This window comes from Kitasatospora sp. NBC_01300, from assembly GCF_041435235.1.
Taxonomy (GTDB): Bacteria; Actinomycetota; Actinomycetes; order Streptomycetales; family Streptomycetaceae; genus Kitasatospora.
In genome coordinates, this window is the sequence record NZ_CP108408.1 from 3,230,905 (window position 1) to 3,247,829 (window position 16,925).

At 74.5% G+C, this 16,925-nt stretch carries 10 protein-coding genes, 1 pseudogene and 1 riboswitch; of the genes and pseudogenes, 1 reads left to right on the forward strand and 10 read right to left on the reverse strand.

Going from position 1 to position 16,925, the window contains the following annotated elements; genetic code table 11:
• Positions 1-24: 24 nt before the first annotated feature.
• The 6 genes and pseudogenes from OG556_RS14175 to OG556_RS14200 form a co-directional block, all read right to left on the reverse strand.
• Positions 25-960, reverse strand: coding sequence for an exopolyphosphatase (locus OG556_RS14175; protein WP_371522699.1), 936 nt, complete (start codon positions 958-960; stop codon positions 25-27).
• 131 nt (positions 961-1,091) lie between these two features.
• Positions 1,092-1,631: pseudogene (locus OG556_RS14180) on the reverse strand (DUF501 domain-containing protein); the annotation flags it as partial.
• Positions 1,603-2,115 carry a septum formation initiator family protein gene (locus OG556_RS14185; RefSeq protein ID WP_371517348.1) on the reverse strand — a complete coding sequence of 171 codons (513 nt, stop codon included), beginning with the start codon at positions 2,113-2,115 and terminating at the stop codon, positions 1,603-1,605. The gene OG556_RS14185 and the pseudogene OG556_RS14180, both read right to left, overlap by 29 nt.
• 181 nt (positions 2,116-2,296) lie before the next feature.
• Complete coding sequence (gene eno / locus OG556_RS14190; protein WP_371517349.1) at positions 2,297-3,583, reverse strand: phosphopyruvate hydratase; 1,287 nt, start codon at positions 3,581-3,583, stop codon at positions 2,297-2,299.
• Positions 3,584-3,850: 267 nt separating this feature from the next.
• Entirely contained in the window at positions 3,851-4,768 is a 918-nt protein-coding gene (locus OG556_RS14195) for a transglycosylase family protein (protein WP_371517350.1), read from the reverse strand.
• Between the two features lie 5 nt (positions 4,769-4,773).
• Positions 4,774-4,941, reverse strand: a riboswitch (cyclic di-AMP (ydaO/yuaA leader).
• Between the two features lie 210 nt (positions 4,942-5,151).
• The gene (locus OG556_RS14200; protein WP_371517351.1) at positions 5,152-6,447 is read right to left on the reverse strand and encodes a cytochrome P450; all 1,296 of its coding nucleotides are present in this window, start codon (positions 6,445-6,447) and stop codon (positions 5,152-5,154) included.
• 275 nt (positions 6,448-6,722) lie between these two features.
• On the opposite strand from OG556_RS14200, the gene OG556_RS14205 reads away from it, so the two are divergent.
• Complete coding sequence (locus OG556_RS14205) at positions 6,723-7,148, forward strand: SDR family NAD(P)-dependent oxidoreductase (protein ID WP_371517352.1); 426 nt, start codon at positions 6,723-6,725, stop codon at positions 7,146-7,148.
• A gap of 15 nt (positions 7,149-7,163) precedes the next feature.
• Here the strand turns inward: OG556_RS14205 and OG556_RS14210 are convergent, their stop codons facing one another.
• The 4 genes from OG556_RS14210 to OG556_RS14225 form a co-directional block, all read right to left on the reverse strand.
• A complete protein-coding gene (locus OG556_RS14210) occupies positions 7,164-8,189 on the reverse strand; it encodes a MazG family protein (RefSeq protein WP_371517353.1) in 1,026 nt (341 codons plus the stop codon).
• A 113-nt stretch (positions 8,190-8,302) separates the two neighbouring features.
• On the reverse strand, positions 8,303-11,932 hold the full coding sequence (mfd, locus tag OG556_RS14215) for a transcription-repair coupling factor (protein ID WP_371517354.1): 3,630 nt from the start codon (positions 11,930-11,932) through the stop codon (positions 8,303-8,305).
• An 808-nt stretch (positions 11,933-12,740) separates the two neighbouring features.
• Positions 12,741-14,045 carry a hypothetical protein gene (locus OG556_RS14220; RefSeq protein WP_371517355.1) on the reverse strand — a complete coding sequence of 435 codons (1,305 nt, stop codon included), beginning with the start codon at positions 14,043-14,045 and terminating at the stop codon, positions 12,741-12,743.
• 266 nt (positions 14,046-14,311) lie between these two features.
• Positions 14,312-16,921 carry an SUKH-4 family immunity protein gene (locus OG556_RS14225; protein ID WP_371517356.1) on the reverse strand — a complete coding sequence of 870 codons (2,610 nt, stop codon included), beginning with the start codon at positions 16,919-16,921 and terminating at the stop codon, positions 14,312-14,314.
• Positions 16,922-16,925 lie beyond the last annotated feature (4 nt).

Here is a 16,925-nt window from a genome sequence, read left to right on the forward strand (position 1 = left end):
CGGTCGGGTAAGGCTCGCAGGAGGTCAGGAAGCCATACTCCAGGCGATGCCGTCCAGGATGTCGTGCTCGCTCACGACCACCTCGGCCGCGCCCGTCCGCTCCATGATCTCCAGCAGCTCCAGCGCGCCGGCCGCGATCACGTCCACCCGGCCCGGGTGCATCGACGGGATGGCCGCGCGCTCGGCGTGGGTGGCGCCCAGCAGCTCGCGGGCGATCCCGGCGACCCGCTCCCGACCGATCCGCGAGTGGTGGATCGCCGCCGAGTCGTAGGCCGGCAGGTCCTGGGCGATCGCGGACACCGTGGTGACCGTCCCGGCCAGGCCCACCAGGGTGGCCGCGCCGCGCAGCGGGACGACCTCCTCGGCCTTGTCCAGCTCGGCCCGCACGTGCGCCCGGGCCGTCTCGATCTGCTCCGGCGAGGGCAGCTCGACGCCGCCGAAGTGCCGCTCGGTGAGCCGGACGCAGCCGATGTCCACCGAGCGCGCCGCCTGCACGTCCGCACCGCCCAGCACGAACTCGGTCGAGCCGCCGCCGAGGTCGAACACCAGGTACGGCGCCGGGAACTGACCGCCGGTCAGCTCCTTGGTGGCGCCCACGAAGGACAGGTGCGCCTCCTCCTCGCCGCTCACCACCTCGGGCTCGACGCCCAGGATCGCGCGCACGCCCTCGACGTACTCGTCGCTGTTCTCGGCGTCCCGCGAGGCGCTGGTGGCGACGAAGCGGGTGCGCTCCGGGCCGACCCCGAACCCGGCGATGACCTCCCGGTACTCGCGGCAGGCCGCGAAGGTGCGGGCCAGCGCGTCCGGGTGCAGCCGGCCGGTCTGGTCCACACCCTGGCCCAGCCGGTTGATGATCATGCGGCGGTCGAGGTCGGTGATCTCCCCGGTGGCCGGGTCCAGGTCGGCGACCAGCAGCCGGATCGAGTTGGTGCCGCAGTCGATCGCGGCCACCCGGGTCATGCTCACGCGGACTCCCCGGTGTCGGACTCCTCGGCGGCCCGCTTCTTCGCGGCGCGCTCGGCGGCCTTCTGCTGCTTGGCCTCGATCACGGCCTGGTGGTCCTGGTCCTTGGCCCGGTTGCGGGCGACCCGCTCACCGGCGGCCTCGACCTCGGCCGGGGAGACGCAGGGACCCTTGGCCCACCAGTCCTCCAGCAGGCCGATCGCCTCGTCGCCGAGCGGGTTGACGCCCTCGCCGGCCGCCAGCGAGTGGCCGACCAGCACGTGCAGGCACTTCACCCGGTCCGGCATGCCGCCGGCGCTCGGGAAGCCCTCCAGCACCTCGATGGCATCGCGCCGGGCGATGTAGTCCTCGTGCGCCTTCTGGTAGGCGGCGGCAAGCTCCGGGTCCTCGGCGAGCCGGGCCGTCTGCTCCTTCATCACGCCGTCCGCCTCCAGGGTGCCGATCAGCGAGGCGGCCTTGGGGCAGGTCAGGTAGTACAGCGTCGGGAAGGGCGTGCCGTCCGGCAGTCGGGGAGCCGTCTCCACGACGTCCGGGTTGCCGCAGGGGCAGCGGTGCGCCACGCCGCGCAGGCCGCGCGGCACCCGGCCGAGCTGGGCGGCGATGGCGGCGACGTCGGCGTCGGAGACGGCGGGGTGGTTCTCAGTGGTCATGGGGGGAGGTGTCTCCAGCGGGGGACGGTGGGAGCGGACGGGGGGAGGCGGGGGCCGGGGCGGCGGCGTCGGTGGTGTCGGCGGCGTCGACCGAGTCCCAGATGCTGGCGTACCAGGGCTTGGCGGCCCGCGCCGAGCCGCCTGGCGCGCCGTCGGAGGCGGCCGGGCCGGCGGCGGAAGCGGAACCGGTGGCGGACGCCGAGGGTCGGGCGGCGGCCGGACCGGCCGGATCCACCGCGATGTACGGGGTCTCCCCCGGCATCGCGTAGTGCAGCCGGGCGCGGGCCTGCGCCTTGACGTACTCGGGGTCCTGCCAGCGGGCCTTCTCCCGGCGCAGCTGCTCGACCTGCTGGCGGGAGCGGTCGGCCTTCGCCTGCTGGGCGGAGATCTCGGCGCGCTGGGAGATGAACTGCCGCGTCGGGTAGGCGAGGATCGCCACCAGCGAGCAGAGCACCAGGACGAGGACGGTCGCCCGGCTCGTGAAGCGAGGCCGGGCCGCCAAGCCCGGGATCCTCCAGCCTGCCATCTCCCGTTCCCCTCCTGGTCGCGACGGTGCCCCGCCGTCCACCCTACGGGGTGAACGGCGGGGCACCGGTCAGGCGTGCTCACCGGTCGGCGGAGCGACCGTGCCCGCTGCTCCGAGGAGCGGCTGAGCCTGCTGCTCCGCGGAGCGGCTGTGCCTGCTACTCCGCGGAGCGGAAGCGCGGGAAGGCGCCGCGGCCGGCGTACTCGGCGGCGTCGTCGAGGATCTCCTCGATGCGCAGCAGCTGGTTGTACTTGGCGACGCGCTCGGAGCGGGCCGGGGCACCGGTCTTGATCTGGCCGCAGTTGGTGGCGACGGCCAGGTCGGCGATGGTGACGTCCTCGGTCTCGCCGGAGCGGTGCGACATCATGCAGCGGTAGCCGTTGCGCTGGGCCAGCTCGACGGCGTCCAGGGTCTCGGTCAGCGAGCCGATCTGGTTCACCTTCACCAGCAGCGCGTTGGCGGTGCCGGTCTCGATGCCCCTGGCCAGGCGGGCCGGGTTGGTGACGAACAGGTCGTCGCCGACCAGCTGGACCTTGTCGCCCAGCTTGACGGTCATGGCCTTCCAGCCGTCCCAGTCCGACTCGTCCAGCGGGTCCTCGATGGAGACCAGCGGGTAGGCCTCGACCAGCTCGGCGTAGTACTCGATGAGCTCGGCGGCGGAGATGGCCTTGCCCTCGAACTGGTAGGCGCCGTCCTCGTAGAACTCGGACGCGGCGACGTCCAGGGCGAGCGCGATGTCGCGGCCGGGCACGTAGCCGGCCTTCTGGATGGCCTCGGTGATGAGGTCCAGGGCCTCGCGGTTGCTGTCCAGGTTCGGCGCGAAGCCGCCCTCGTCGCCGAGGCCGGTGGACAGGCCGCGCTCCTTCAGGACGCCCTTGAGGGTGTGGTAGACCTCGACGCCCCAGCGGACGGCCTCGGAGAAGGACTCCGCGCCGATCGGGGCGATCATGAACTCCTGGATGTCGACGTTGGAGTCCGCGTGCGAACCGCCGTTGAGGATGTTCATCATCGGAACGGGCAGCACGTGCGCGTTCGGGCCGCCCAGGTAGCGGAACAGCGGCAGGTCGCTGGCCTCGGAGGCGGCGTGCGCCACGGCCAGCGAGACGCCCAGGATCGCGTTGGCGCCGAGCGAGGACTTGTCCGGGGTGGCGTCCAGGTCGAGCATGGCCTGGTCGATCAGGCGCTGCTCGGTGGCGTCGTAGCCGACCAGCTCCGGGCCGATCTGCTCGATGACGGCCAGGACGGCCTTCTCCACGCCCTTGCCGAAGTAGCGGTTCTTGTCACCGTCGCGCAGCTCCAGCGCCTCGAAGGCACCGGTGGAGGCACCCGACGGGACAGCGGCACGGCCGGTGCTGCCGTCGTCGAGGCCGACCTCGACCTCGACCGTGGGGTTGCCACGCGAGTCGAGAATCTCACGGGCTACGACGACATCGATGGACGGCACGAGGCATCTCCTTGCGGAAGCAGGGTCCGGCTGACGTTGGGTGCTGCCGGCGGGACGATTGCGGAGTCGTTACGACCAGAGCCTAACCGCCCCGGCCCCCGGGGCCGCGCTGGCCTCGGTCCCGTCTCAGCGTGTGGCCCGGCTACCCACCAGTAGTTCACCTGCTTGCCCGAGCGAAGCGGGCGAATACGGGGGAATGCGGGCGAAGGGGGACGGGTCCCGTCCCCCTTCGCCCGCGTGGCGCGGGCCGCTCCTGGCCCGGGCCGCTCAGCCGAGGTGCAGCACCTGGCCGGGCATGATCAGGTTGGGGTTGCCGCCGACGGTGCCGCGGTTGCCGTCGTACACCGACTGCCAGCCGCCGGACACGCCCTGGGCGGCGGCGATCGTCGACAGCGTGTCGCCGGCCCGGACGGTGTAGTCGTGACCGCCCTGCGCGGCGGCGGGCTGCGCGGCCGGGGCGGACTGCGCGGGCTGCGCGGCGCGGGGCGCGTACTGCGGCTGGGCGGCGGGCTGGCCCGCGTACTGCTGGTAGACGCTCTGGTGGCTGGTCCAGTACCAGGCGCCGTTGTTCTGGTACCAGTACACCTTCGCGTCGGCGTCCCAGCCGGCCTTGCCGGAGAAGCCCTGGGTCTGCGGCTGCGTCTGCTGCGGGGCCTGCTGGACGGGCTGCTGGGCGGCCGGCTTCGGGGCGGCCTGCTTGGCCGGCTGCTGGGCGGGCTTCGGGGCCTGCGCCTGCTGGGTCTGCTTGGCGGCGGGCTGCTTGGCGGGCTTGGCGTCCGTGGAGGTGTCCACGGAGGCCGGGGCGCCGCCCTTGGTCAGGCCGGCCTTCTGGGAGCAGACGGGCCAGGCGCCCGGGCCCTGCGAGGCCAGCACCTTCTCGGCGACCGAGATCTGCTGCGCCTTGCTGGCCTGGTTGGCCTGCGGGGCGTAGGAGGTGCCGCCGTACGCCTTCCAGGTGCTGGGCGTGAACTGCAGGCCGCCGGAGAAGCCGTTGCCGGTGTTGATGCTCCAGTTGCCGCCGCTCTCGCACTGGGCGACGGCGTCCCAGGTGGAGGCCGGGGCGGCGGAGGCGCCGGTGGCGGTGAGGAGCGGCATCGCGAGTCCGACGCCGGCCACACCGGCGACGGCGATGGCCTTCTCGGCCTGGGTGCGACGGCGGTGGCGGCCAGTTCCAACGAACAGCATGAAGAGGTCCCTCTCCGCACGCCTGCGAGGTGAGCTGTCGGGTTCGGACCGGGAGGTGGCCCGGCCGCCGAAAGCGGAAACGATTCCGCTCGGGCGGCTTCACCCCAAGCCGTTGGGGAACGGCAACAAACCTGGTTCCCCCGCCCCTGCCCAGGGTCTGGTCGGTTTCCCGTGGCGCGGCGGGCAGGATTCGGCGTTCCGCGCACGAGGTCCGCAGCTGCGAACTCCAGGGAGAGTAGACAGATCATCAGACCAATAACAAGCTCATATCGCCGATATCACACACAAATTACGGCGCGTGGTCAATCGCCTACCAACGGCGGCGGTATGTCCGGATTGATGCTGGTTCAGACCCGGCGTCGAGAGCCACCGGAGACGTGTCGTCAGCGTGTCGGGGCGTCGGTCGGCGTGACCGGCGGCGCGTGCGGAGAGCGGGTCTCCGGAGTGAATTCGACCGGGAGTTCCCGCAGGCCACGCATGATCAGGCCGCCCCGCCAGCGCAGGTTCTCCGGGTTATCCGCGAGCCGCAGGTCCGGCAGCCGGGAAAGCAGCGTGGCCAGCGCGCTCCGCCCCTCCAGGCGGGCCAGCGGGGCGCCGATGCAGTAGTGGATCCCGTGGCCGAAACCCAGGTGCGGATTGTCCGTACGGGCCAGGTCCAGGGTGTTCTCGTCCGCGAACCTGGCCGGATCGCGGTCCGCCGCGGCCAGCACCACCAGCACCGGATCGCCCACCGGGATGTCCACCCCGCCGATCGACAGCGGCCGCGTCGCGAAGCGCCACGTCGCCATCTCCACCGGCCCGTCGTAGCGCAGGAGTTCCTCGATCCCGGTGTCCAGCAGCGCGGTCTCGCCGCGCACCACCGACTCCTGCAGCAGCCTGCGCTGCTCCGGGTTGCGCAGCAGCGCGTACGTGCCGTTGCCGATCAGGTTGACGGTCGTCTCGAACCCCGCGAACAGGAGGATGAACGCCATCGCGGCGGCCTCGTTCTCGTTCAGGTGCTCGCCGTGGTCGCTCGCCCGGATCAGGCCCGAGATCAGGTCCTCGCCCGGATCCGCCCGCTTGCGGTGGATCAGCTCCAGCAGGTACGCCCGCATCCGCTTCACCGCCCGCCCCACGCCGCCGCGCTGGCCGCCGCCGTGCCGGATCATCATCCCGGCCCAGTCCCGGAAGTCGTCCTGGTCCTCGGCCGGCACGCCCAGCAGGTCGCAGATCGCGTAGATGGGGAGCGGGAACGCGAACTCGTGGATCAGGTCCGCCGAACCGCGCTGCGCGAAGCCGTCGATCAGCCGGTCCGTGAGCTGCTGCACCCGCGGCTCGAACTCCGCCACCCGGCGCGGCGTGAACGCCTTCGACACCAGCCGGCGCAGCCGGGTGTGGTCCGGCGGGTCGATGTTCAGCAGATGCGTCATCAAGTCCGCCTGGCGCTCCCCCGGAATCCCCACCCGCCCGGTGCGGTGCGCCTGCTCGCTGTGGTGCGCCGGGTTCTTCGACAGCCGGCCGTCCGCCAGCGCCTGCCGCGCGTCCGCGTAACGGGTCACCAGCCAGGCCTCCACCCCGCTCGGCAGCGTCGTGCGGTGCACCGGGGCGTGCTCGCGCAACCAGGCGTAGGCGGGGTACGGATCGGTGGCGAACTCCCAGGTGAAGAGCTGCGGGGCGGTGGGATCGGGCTGCACTGGCATGCGTCGACCGTATCCGGTGGGTCGGGGCCGCACCGCCTCCGGCGGCCGCGACCGGCGGGGCCGGATCGTCGACACCCGGCGGACGGCCCGCCAACGCTCCGTGGACAGTCCGTGGACGGTCCGTGGACAGCTCTTGGACAGCTCTTGGCCGGGTGGCGGGCGTGACCCTGGTCACCTGAGGGGTAATCCCTGTTGCGGAGGGTCAGGACCTGCCTACGATCCTCCGCAGAAATCGTGGGCGCCGGTGCGGTGTCGCCCACAGGGAGGAGCAGACCATGCGGGTCAGCGGGTCAGTCGTCGTCATCGCGGTACTCGACGGCGGATCGGGAGCCGAGCTCGCCCGCCGGTTCGCCGCCGCCGGCGCCGCCGGAGTGCTGATCGCCGACCAGCGTGCGGGCGTCGCCGAGGACCTCGCCACCGAACTCGACCGGCCGGGCTGCCCCGTCGTCGGCGTCGGCGGCGACATCCGCCGCCCCAGCGACGTCGCCGCCCTCGTCGACACCGCCGAGAAGCACCTCGGCCCCATCGACCTGTTCTGCGTCGCCGGCCCCGACGGCGAGCGGATCGTCTCGCTCGCCGAACTGCCCGCCCGCCTCGACCTCGAACGCCTCGCCGAGCTCCTCGCCCTCGTCGGCGAGGCCATCGGCGAAGTCGTCCCCCGGCAGCGGCGGCCGATCGAGAACACCGCCACGGCCGCCTGAGGCCCTGCCCGGGCCCTAACCGACCGGCCCGAGGCCCTCGGCCGCGCGCACCGCGTCCCGGTAACCGCGCGCGGCCGAGCGCAGCGCCGCGTCCACGTCCACCCCGGCGTCGTGCGCCCGTTGCGCCACCGCCAGCAGCAGCCGGCCCGCCGACTGCGCCGTCAGCTCCGCCGGCAGCGCGTACGGCTCGTCCGGCACGCCCGCGAAGCCCGCCCGGCGCACCCGCGACACCAGCTTCGCCGCGTACGCCAGCGACGGCAGCCCGGCCGGCACGCCGTCCAGCACCGACTCCCGGTCCGCCTTCTCGGCCGCCTTCAGCTGCTCCCAGTTCGCCTCCACCTCGGCGGCGCCCTCCGCCTCGACGTCCCCGAACACGTGCGGGTGCCGGTACATCAGCTTCTCGACGATGTCACCGGCCACATCGTCGATCGAGAACGCCTCCGCCGGGTCCTCCTCGGCGATCCGGGAGTGGAAGAACACCTGGAGCAGCACGTCGCCCAACTCCTCGCGCAGCGTCTCCCGGTCCCCCTCCTCGATCGCCTCGACCAGCTCGTACGACTCCTCGACCAGGTACTTCACCAGGCTCTCGTGCGTCTGCTCGGCGTCCCACGGGCAACCGCCCGGCGAGCGCAGCCGGTCCATCACCGACACCAGGTCCAGCAGCCGCGCCCCCGGCAGGTCGTACGACCCCGGCAGCACCTCGATCTCCGGCACCTCACCGGCGTGCTCCACCGCCAGCCGCGCCAGCGCGTCCGTCAGCCCCGGATCCCCATCCGGGCTGCCCAGCCACACCGTCGGCCCGGCCCCGCCCGGCTGCCCGGTCAGCAGCCGCGCCAGCGCCGGTGCCGACCCCGCCGCCACGACCTCGACCTCCACCCCGGCCTGCCGCACCGCGGCCACCTGCGGGTGCCCCTCGTCCGCCGCCAGCACCCGCCCCGCCGACCGCAGCGCCTCCCACGCCGGCCACGCCAGCAACCCGGGGGCCACCCGGTGGGTGGTCGTCAGCAGGATCAGCTTCGCGTCCGGAACATTCGTCGTCACACCCCGAACCTACCCGGGGCGGGGACGGGGCGGGGACGGGGCGGGGACGGAGCAGGGACGGGACGGGCGGCGGGCCCGACCGGACCCGCCCCTCCCGCCGGACCGCCGGGGCGCTACTTCTTCGACCCCGCCAGGTCGTCGAACATCGCCGACAGGAACTCGCTGCACCAGCCCAGCAGCTCCCGCCCGACCAGCGGCTTGCCGCCGATCCGCCCGGTGCTCGGCCGCGGCACCAGCAGCTGCTGGGCGGCCGCCTTGACCTGGCTGCGCGGGTAGAGCCGGTTCAGCCGCAGCTGCTGGGACTCCCGCAGCTCCACCGGCCCGAACCGGACGTTGGCCCCCTGGAGGGTGATGTCCGCGATGCCGCACCGCCGGGCGTACAGCCGCAGCGCCGCGACCAGCAGCAGGTTCTCCACCGGCTCGGGCAGCTTGCCGTAGCGGTCGACGAGCTCGTCCCGGACCTGCTGGATGTCCGCCTCGGAGTTGACCGCCGCGATCGAGCGGTACGCCTGCAGCCGCAGCCGCTCGCCGGGCGCGTAGTCGTGCGGCACGTGCGCGTCGACCGGCAGCTCGATCTTCACCTCCAGCGGCTCCTCCTCCGGCTCGCCGCCGTTCGCCAGCGACTCGCGGAACTCGGCCACCGCCTCGCCGACCATCCGCATGTAGAGGTCGAAGCCGACGCCGGCGATGTGCCCGGACTGCTCGCCGCCGAGCAGGTTGCCGGCGCCGCGGATCTCCAGGTCCTTCATCGCGACGTACATGCCGGCGCCCATCTCGGTGTGCTGGGCGATGGTGGCCAGGCGCTCGTGCGCGGTCTCGGTGAGCGGCTTCTCCGGCGGGTACAGCATGTACGCGTAGCCGCGCTCGCGACCCCGGCCGACCCGGCCGCGCAGCTGGTGCAGCTGGGAGAGGCCGAAGGTGTCCCCGCGCTCGACGATCAGGGTGTTGGCGTTGGAGATGTCGATGCCGGACTCCACGATCGTGGTCGACACCAGGACGTCGAACTCCTTCTCCCAGAAGTCGACGACGACCTTCTCCAGCTGGTTCTCCCCCATCTGCCCGTGCGCGGTGGCGATCCGCGCCTCGGGGACGAGGTCCTTGAGCCGGGCGGCCGCCTTGTCGATCGACTCCACCCGGTTGTGGATGTAGAACACCTGGCCCTCGCGCAGGAGTTCACGCCGGATCGCGGCCGAGATCTGCTTCTCGTCGTACGGGCCGACGAAGGTGAGCACCGGGTGCCGCTCCTCCGGCGGGGTGGTGATGGTGGACATCTCGCGGATGCCGGTGACGGCCATCTCCAGGGTGCGCGGGATCGGCGTCGCGGACATGGTGAGCACGTCGACGTTGGCGCGCAGCTTCTTCAGCTGCTCCTTGTGCTCGACGCCGAAGCGCTGCTCCTCGTCGACGATGACCAGGCCGAGGTCCTTGAACCTGGTCTCGGAGGAGAACAGCCGGTGGGTGCCGATGACGACGTCCACCGAGCCCTCGAACAGGCCCTCCAGCACGGCCTTGGCCTCGCTGTCGCTCTGGAACCGGGAGAGCGCCTTCACCGACACCGGGAAGTTGGCGTACCGCTCGGCGAAGGTGGAGAAGTGCTGCTGCACCAGCAGCGTGGTCGGCACCAGCACCGCCACCTGCTTGCCGTCCTGCACCGCCTTGAACGCGGCGCGCACCGCGATCTCGGTCTTGCCGTAGCCGACGTCGCCGCAGATCAGCCGGTCCATCGGGACGGACTTCTCCATGTCGGACTTGACCTCGGCGATGGTGGTCAGCTGGTCCGGCGTCTCCGCGTACGGGAAGGCGTCCTCCAGCTCGCGCTGCCAGGGGGTGTCCGGGCCGAAGGTGTGGCCGGGGGCGGCCATCCGCGCCGAGTACAGCTTGATCAGGTCGGCGGCGATCTCCTTGACCGCCTTCTTGGCCCGCTGCTTGGTCTTCGCCCAGTCCGCGCCGCCGAGCCGGTGCAGCGTCGGGGCCTCGCCACCGACGTACTTGGTGACCTGGTCGAGCTGGTCGGTCGGCACGAACAGCCGGTCGCCGGGGTGGCCGCGCTTGGCCGGGGCGTACTCCAGCACCAGGTACTCGCGGGTGGCGCCCTGGACGGTGCGCTGCACCATCTCGACGTACCGGCCGACGCCGTGCGCCTCGTGGACGACGTAGTCGCCGGCGGCCAGGGCCAGCGGGTCGATCGCGTTGCGGCGCCGGGACGGCATCCGGCGCATGTCCTTGGTGGAGGACTTCTGGCCGGACAGGTCGGTCTCGGTGATGACCGTCAGCTTCAGGGCCTCGTCGACGAAGCCGTGCTCGATCGAGCCGCAGGAGACGTAGACGACGTCCCGGGTGGGCGCCTCGGCGAGGTCGGCGACCAGCCGGGCCGGGATGCCCTCGTTGCCGAGCACCTCGGCGAGCCGGGAGGCGGGCCCGTGGCCCTCCGTCACCATCACGACGCGCCAGTCGGCGGCCAGCCGCTCCTTGGCGTCGGCGATCGCCCGGGCGGTGTCGCCCCGGTAGGCCTCGACGGCGTGCATGCCGAGGGTGAGCGTGTTGGCGTCGAACTCCAGGACCTCGTTCACGGTGGACTCGCTGGTCGCGAACGGGCTGACCGACCACCAGGGCAGGCCGATCTCGGCGGCGTGCTCGCGCACCTCGGCGAGCGAGCGCAGCGAGGCGGCGGAGACGTCGATGGTCTCCAGATCGATCGGCCGGTCCCCGCCGGCCGCGGCCGCCACCCAGGAGGCGTGCAGGAACTCCTGGCTGGTCGCCACCAGGTCGGCGGCCCGGGTGCGGACCCGCTCGGGGTCGCAGACCACGGCGACCGAGCCGAGCGGCAGCACGTCCATCAGCAGTTCCATGTCGTCCACCAGGACGGGCGCCAGCGACTCCATGCCCTCGACCGCGATGCCCTCGGCGATCTTGTCCAGGATCTCGGCCAGCCCGGGCTGCTCGGCGGCCAGCTCGGCGGCCCGCGCCCGCACCTCGTCGGTGAGCAGCAGCTCACGGCAGGGCGGCGCCCACAGGCCGTGCTCGGCGATCTCCAGCGAGCGCTGGTCGGCGACCTTGAAGTAGCGGATCTCCTCCACGTCGTCGCCCCAGAACTCCACCCGCAGCGGGTGCTCCTCGGTCGGCGGGAAGACGTCCAGGATGCCGCCGCGGACGGCGAACTCGCCGCGCTTCTCGACCAGTTCGACACGCGCGTAGGCGGCGGCGGAGAGCCGTCGGGCGACCTCCTCCAGGTCGTGCGACTCGCCGCGCCGGACGGCCACCGGCTCCAGCTCGGCCAGCCCCTTGACCTGCGGCTGGAGCACCGAGCGGACCGGCGCGACGACCACCTGCACCGGGCCGGCCGCCGGGTCGTCCGCCCGCGGGTGTACGATCCGGCGCAGCACGGCCAGCCGGCGCCCGACGGTGTCCGAGCGGGGCGACAGCCGCTCGTGCGGCAGGGTCTCCCAGGCCGGGTACTCGGCGACCGCGTCCGGCGGCAGCAGCGAGCGCAGCGAGGCCGCGAGGTCCTCGGCCTCCCGGCCGGTCGCGGTGACGGCCAGCACCGGGCGGCCCCGCTCGCCGGCGGCCTGGCCGGCCAGCGCGCGGGCGAGCGCGGCGATGGCGAACGGCCGGGCGGCGGGCGGTCCGACCAGGTCCAGGTGGCGGCGGCCGCCGGCCGCGGCTCCGGTGGCGGTCGCCGCCTCGATGGCCTCGGCGAGGGCCGAGTCCCGCGCGACGACATCGAGCAGTCCGGTCAGACTCATCAGGGTCTCTTCTTCGTCCCGTGGCTGGTGCTGCCTCCGGGCGGCAGAGGCCTGCCGGGGCAACGCGAACGGCCCGGCACGCCGAGCGGCCGGGGGTATCCAGCCTACGCCGCGGCACGGACGCGCACGCGGTCTACGGCCCGGCGGGGCCGGGCGGGAACGAACCACCGTCCGGGGCGACGAACGGCCCCGCGCGGAGCCCGGGACGGGACCGTGACCGGACCGCGGACGAACCACTGGACGGAACACCGGACCGGCCGGTGGACGAACCGTCCGGCCCCTGGTCAGATTCGGCTCCGCGATCTGCCACGAACTGGACATACTCCTGTCACTGCCTGTCCATGGAGATCGCGCACCATGGTGAATGTGCCCGCCGCACCCAACCGTGGGGGATGGCTGTGGCGGCACTGTCGCACCCCCGATGGGGGTCGGAGGTGCGAGGCCGGGCGACCCTGGGTGGGGGCGCCCGCCCAAGCGCCGGGAACCGTGGCGCCCTTTCCTGGAGGGCGCCACGGGTCTCGGCCTCACTCATGGCCGCCGCCCTGCCGGACCGCGTTCCGGCCCACCGCCGCCGCCACGGATGCGGCGGTCACCGGCGTGACAGGCCGACGTCGTACGTCTTCGAGGACCGACCTGGCCGACTCCGGTCCGCCGCCCTGGCCGGCTGCCGTCGCCGACTGGCCGACTGGCCGACTGGCCGACTGGCCGACCGCAACGCGAAGGCCCTGACCGCCCCAGGTGGGAGGCGGTCAGGGCCCAGGACGCGAAGCTCACCCGGCCGATCGCGGGCGAGCCGCCGACGCGGCGGTCAGCGGCGCCGGTAGCTCACCGTGTTCGGGGTGGCGTAGCCGGCGCCGTCGTCCACGATGACGATCTTCGGGATGATCCGGGTCTCCTCCTGCGGCTCCTTCTCGGCCCCTTCGCCGTCCCCGTCGGCCTCCGCCGACCGGGGCGGTCCGACCGGCTTCGGCGGCGCCGCGGCCGGCGCGACCGGACCGGTCGCCACCGCCCCGGCGGGCGCACCGGAACCGCTCGCGGCCCCGGCGGCCCCGCCCACGACCGGCATCCGCGGCCCGGCCACCGGCTTCTCCCGCGCCGCCGGTGCGACGGCCTTCCGCAGGTCGGCCACCTCGATCTCGCCGGTGTCCGCCTCCGAGTCCACCGGCGCCGCGTCCACCGGTGCCGCGTCGACGGCCGGCCCGGCGACCGCCGCCGCCAGCCGCTCCGGCTCGATGGCGCCGACCGCCGCGCCGGTGAGCGAGGCCAGGGTGGCCTTGATGTGGTCCAGGTGCTTCTGCACGGTCTCCAGACGGCCGTCGAACTCGCCCTGCTCGCGTTCGCTCGCCGCGTTGATCCGCTCGGCCTCCCGGCGGGCCTGCTCGATCAGCTGGTCGGCCTTGGCCTGGGCGTCGGTCTCCAGCTGCTTGATCCGGCCGAGCACGGTCTCCCGGTGCTGCTCGGCCTCCTTGACCCGGCGCTCGGCGGTCGCGGAGACCTGGGCGTCCTCGGCGTCGGCCCTGGTCTGGGCCTGGGCGAAGGTCTCGTCGGCCTTGCGGCGCAGTTCGGCGAGCGTGGCCTCGGCCTGCTCGCCGGCCTCGGCGGCGGCCACCCGCACCTTGGCGGCGTAGGAGGTGGCGGCGTCCCGGGCGCTGCGGCTCTCCCGGTCGGCCTCGGCCCGGATGCCCTCGGCCTCGGCGCGGGTGCGCTCGTCGGTGCGCCGGGCGGCCTGGTCGGCCTCGGAGCGGGTGGTGTCGGCGTACTTCTTGGCGGCGTGGCCGAGGGCCTGGCCGGCCTCGTAGACCTCGTCCCGGAGGTCCTCGGAGAAGCGCTCGGCCTTCTCCCGGACGGCGCTCGCCTCGTTCTGGGCCATCACCGCCAGTCCGGCGGCCTGCTCGCTGAGCACCTCGTAGTCGGGCTCCGGGGCCTCCTCGGCGGCCCGGCGGATGTCGGCCAGCCTGGCCTCCATCTGCCGGAGCCCGGCGCCGAGGACGCTCAGCCGCTCCCACGCCTCGTCGCGCTGCGCGGTGAGGGCGGTGAGGGCTCGGTCGACCTGCTCGGGCGCGTAACCGCGCCGGGCAGAGGTGAAGCCGTACTCGGGGACGGCGTCGCTCATGGGCTCTTCCCCTCATGTCGCGGGCTGCGGAGCCCATGATCGGACGGAACGGACGGATCCGGAACCGGTTCGGCGGCCAGGGCCGAAATCGGACGCCTGGCGGACCGGAATACGTCGAGGACCGGGCGAATAGACCCATCCTCTTGACCTATTTTGCGCAGATCTGGGCGAAACCCCAACGAGGCACAGCCGGGACGGCATGCCGGAGGGGTCGTCCCAAACACCGGAACGACCCCTCCCCACCTGCGAGGATCCGCGACGACCCGCTACAGCAGGCCGTCCCAGAACTGCTCCAGCAGCACGGCCCACCACGTGTCCGTCGTCTGCAGGGCCGCCGGGTCGATCGCGGCGAGCTGCGCCTGGAAGTCGGTCGTCCAGCGACCGGCCTGGTCCGGGGTCAGCCCGTACCGCAGCCGCCACATCCGGCCCAGCAGGGCCAGCGCGCGGACGAACTCCGGTACACCCGTGTTGACGAACCGGGGCGGCTGGCCGGTTCCGTCGACGTCCACGGCGACCACGTTCGCGGTGCCGTACTGGACGCAGAGCTGGCGGCCGTAGTCGTTGCCGAGCACCAGGTAGCCGCCGAAGTCCGGGGCCGCGGGCAGACCGCGCTCGGCGGCCAGCTCGGCGAGCGTCGGGATCGGCCGGCCCTCCTGCGCCTGCGCCCAGAAGAACGGGCCGAAGTCGCGCGGCAGCCCCGCCCACACCAGGGCCTGCGACACCGGCTCGGGCACGCCCTGGCGGGAGACCGCGCGCTGCTCGTAGCGGAACACGTTCTGGCCGAAGGCCGCCACGAGCTCCTGGGCGAGCTGCTGCGGCGGGAGCGGCGGCAGCGGCTGGACCGTCCCCGGCGCGGGCAGCGGCACCCGGGACGGGCGGACCCGCTGGGCCCCGGAGGCCAGCTGGTGCAGCTCGTCCAGGTGGTCGAGCAGCTCGGCCATGCCGGCCTGCCGGGACGCGTGGTCGCGGCCGTAGGCGGCGGTGTGGGTGAGCCGGACGTTCGGCCAGGACGCGGCGATCATGCGGTTGCAGTAGCCGCCCGGCAGGTCGCACGACTCCAGCTCGGTGTAGAGCTCCAGCACCTGCTCCGGCGGCACGTTCAGCCGCCGCAGGTCCTGGAGGATCTTCCACTCGGGGTGCGGGGTCCCGGGCTCGCTGCGGTGCAACAGCTTCTGCTCGGAGCCGTCCGGGCCCCGGTAGCTCAGCGCGGCGAAGTAGCCGGGGCCGACCGCCGGAACCCCCGGCGGGACGGCGGCGCCCTGCGGCACGCCGGGCACGGGCGCCGGCGGGACGGCCGGGGCCGCACCGCCCGCGTTCGGGTAGCCGTACCCGGCCGCGGGCGCGGCGGGGGCCGCCGGACCGCCGGGCGGCGGCGGGACGGCGGGGCCGCCGGACGGCGGGGTGCCCGGGTCGGCCGGCACGGCGCCCAGCAGCGCCGGGTCGACCGCCTCGGCCAGCTGGGTCGCCTCGTACGCCGCGCCGGAGGCGGGCGCGGCCGGCGGCACCGGGGCGGGCGACGGGGCGACGGCCCCGCGCAGGCCCGCCGGAGGCGGGGGCGGCGGGGTCGAACCGGCCGCGCGGCCGCCGGGGCCGGCGGCGGGCGCGCCGGCCCCCGGGGTGTGCCGCAGCCCGGCGGGCGGGGGCGGCGGCGGGGCGGAGGCCGGACTGCGGCCGAGCACGACGCCGTGCGCGGCGCCCGGACCGGACGCGCCACCACGCAACGCGGCCGGAGGAGGCGGCGGCGGGGCCGACGCCGGGTTGCGGCCGAGCCCGGCCTGCGGCGGCGCAGTCGGCGCCGGGGCAGCGGGAGCCGGGGCAGCGGGAGCCGGGGCAGCGGGCGGACCGCCCAGGCCGGGCAGGCCGCCGGGCGCGGCGAGCACGGTCGGCGCGTGATCCACCGACGCGGCCGGCTGCGGGGCGGCGGCGGGCGGTGCCAGGACGGTCGGCGTCTGCTCCACCCCGCCGGGCGGCCCGGACGGCGCACCCGGCAGGCCCATCAGCCCCGGCACGGCGTCCGGCGACGCGAGCAGCGTCGGCGCCGGCTCGACGGCCGCGGGCGGCACGGGCGCGGACACCGGCGTGGGCGGCGGGACGGCGGCGGGCGGCGGGACCGGCGGCATGCCGTAGCCGCCCTCCGGCGGCATCAGCACGGTCGCGGCCTCGGCCCCGGCCGGCGCGGGCGCGTCGGGCAGGTCGGAGCCGGTGGTCCGCAGCCCCTCGGGCATCAGGACGGTGGCCGCCTCGGCCCCGGGCGACGGCACCGGCGCGGGGGCCTGCGGCGGGACGGCGAAACCAGCAGGACCGGCAGGACCGGCAGGCGCGGCGGGCGCGGCCGGCACGGCGGGCGCCGCAGCGACCGGCGCGGGCGGCTCGGCCACCGGAGCCGTCGGAGCAACCGGAGCCGGAGCCGGCGCCTGAGCAGCAGCCGCCGGAGCAGCGGCAGCCGGAGCCCCCTGGCCCCCCAGCCGCTCCGCCTCCGCCGCGATCGCCGCGGCCCCCGCCTCCTGCAGCCACTGCGGCGGGCTGAGCAGGAAGGACGTCGCCTCGACCGGCCCGGGCGCGGGCTTCGCCGCCCCCGCCGGGTTGGCCGCGACCGGCCGCCCGTACGCCTCCTCGTACTGCCGGACCACCTCGTTGACGGGCAGCGCGGGCCAGAGCGTGGTCGCGCCGGAGTCCCGGGCGATCACCAGTCGCGCCTCGCCGGCCGACCCGTCCCCCGCACCCGACGGCCCCGCCGTCCCGTCCCCGGGAGCCACCGCCCAGCAGACGAAGCCCAGGTCGAACTCCCGGACCCGTACCTCGCGCTGCTGCGGCTGCGGCACCCCTCCGTTGATCCACTCCTCGGCGAGCTCCTGCGCCTGCGCGTACGTCACCACGCCC

Bases quoted from the DNA above. Each gene is read 5' to 3' on its own strand.
- OG556_RS14175 (WP_371522699.1), bottom strand. From the start codon at position 960: ATGACCCGGGTGGCCGCGATCGACTGCGGCACCAACTCGATCCGGCTG.
- OG556_RS14195 (WP_371517350.1), bottom strand. From the start codon at position 4,768: ATGCTGTTCGTTGGAACTGGCCGCCACCGCCGTCGCACCCAGGCCGAG.
- OG556_RS14200 (WP_371517351.1), bottom strand. From the start codon at position 6,447: ATGCCAGTGCAGCCCGATCCCACCGCCCCGCAGCTCTTCACCTGGGAG.
- OG556_RS14205 (WP_371517352.1), top strand. From the start codon at position 6,723: ATGCGGGTCAGCGGGTCAGTCGTCGTCATCGCGGTACTCGACGGCGGA.
- mfd (WP_371517354.1), bottom strand. From the start codon at position 11,932: ATGAGTCTGACCGGACTGCTCGATGTCGTCGCGCGGGACTCGGCCCTC.
- OG556_RS14220 (WP_371517355.1), bottom strand. From the start codon at position 14,045: ATGAGCGACGCCGTCCCCGAGTACGGCTTCACCTCTGCCCGGCGCGGT.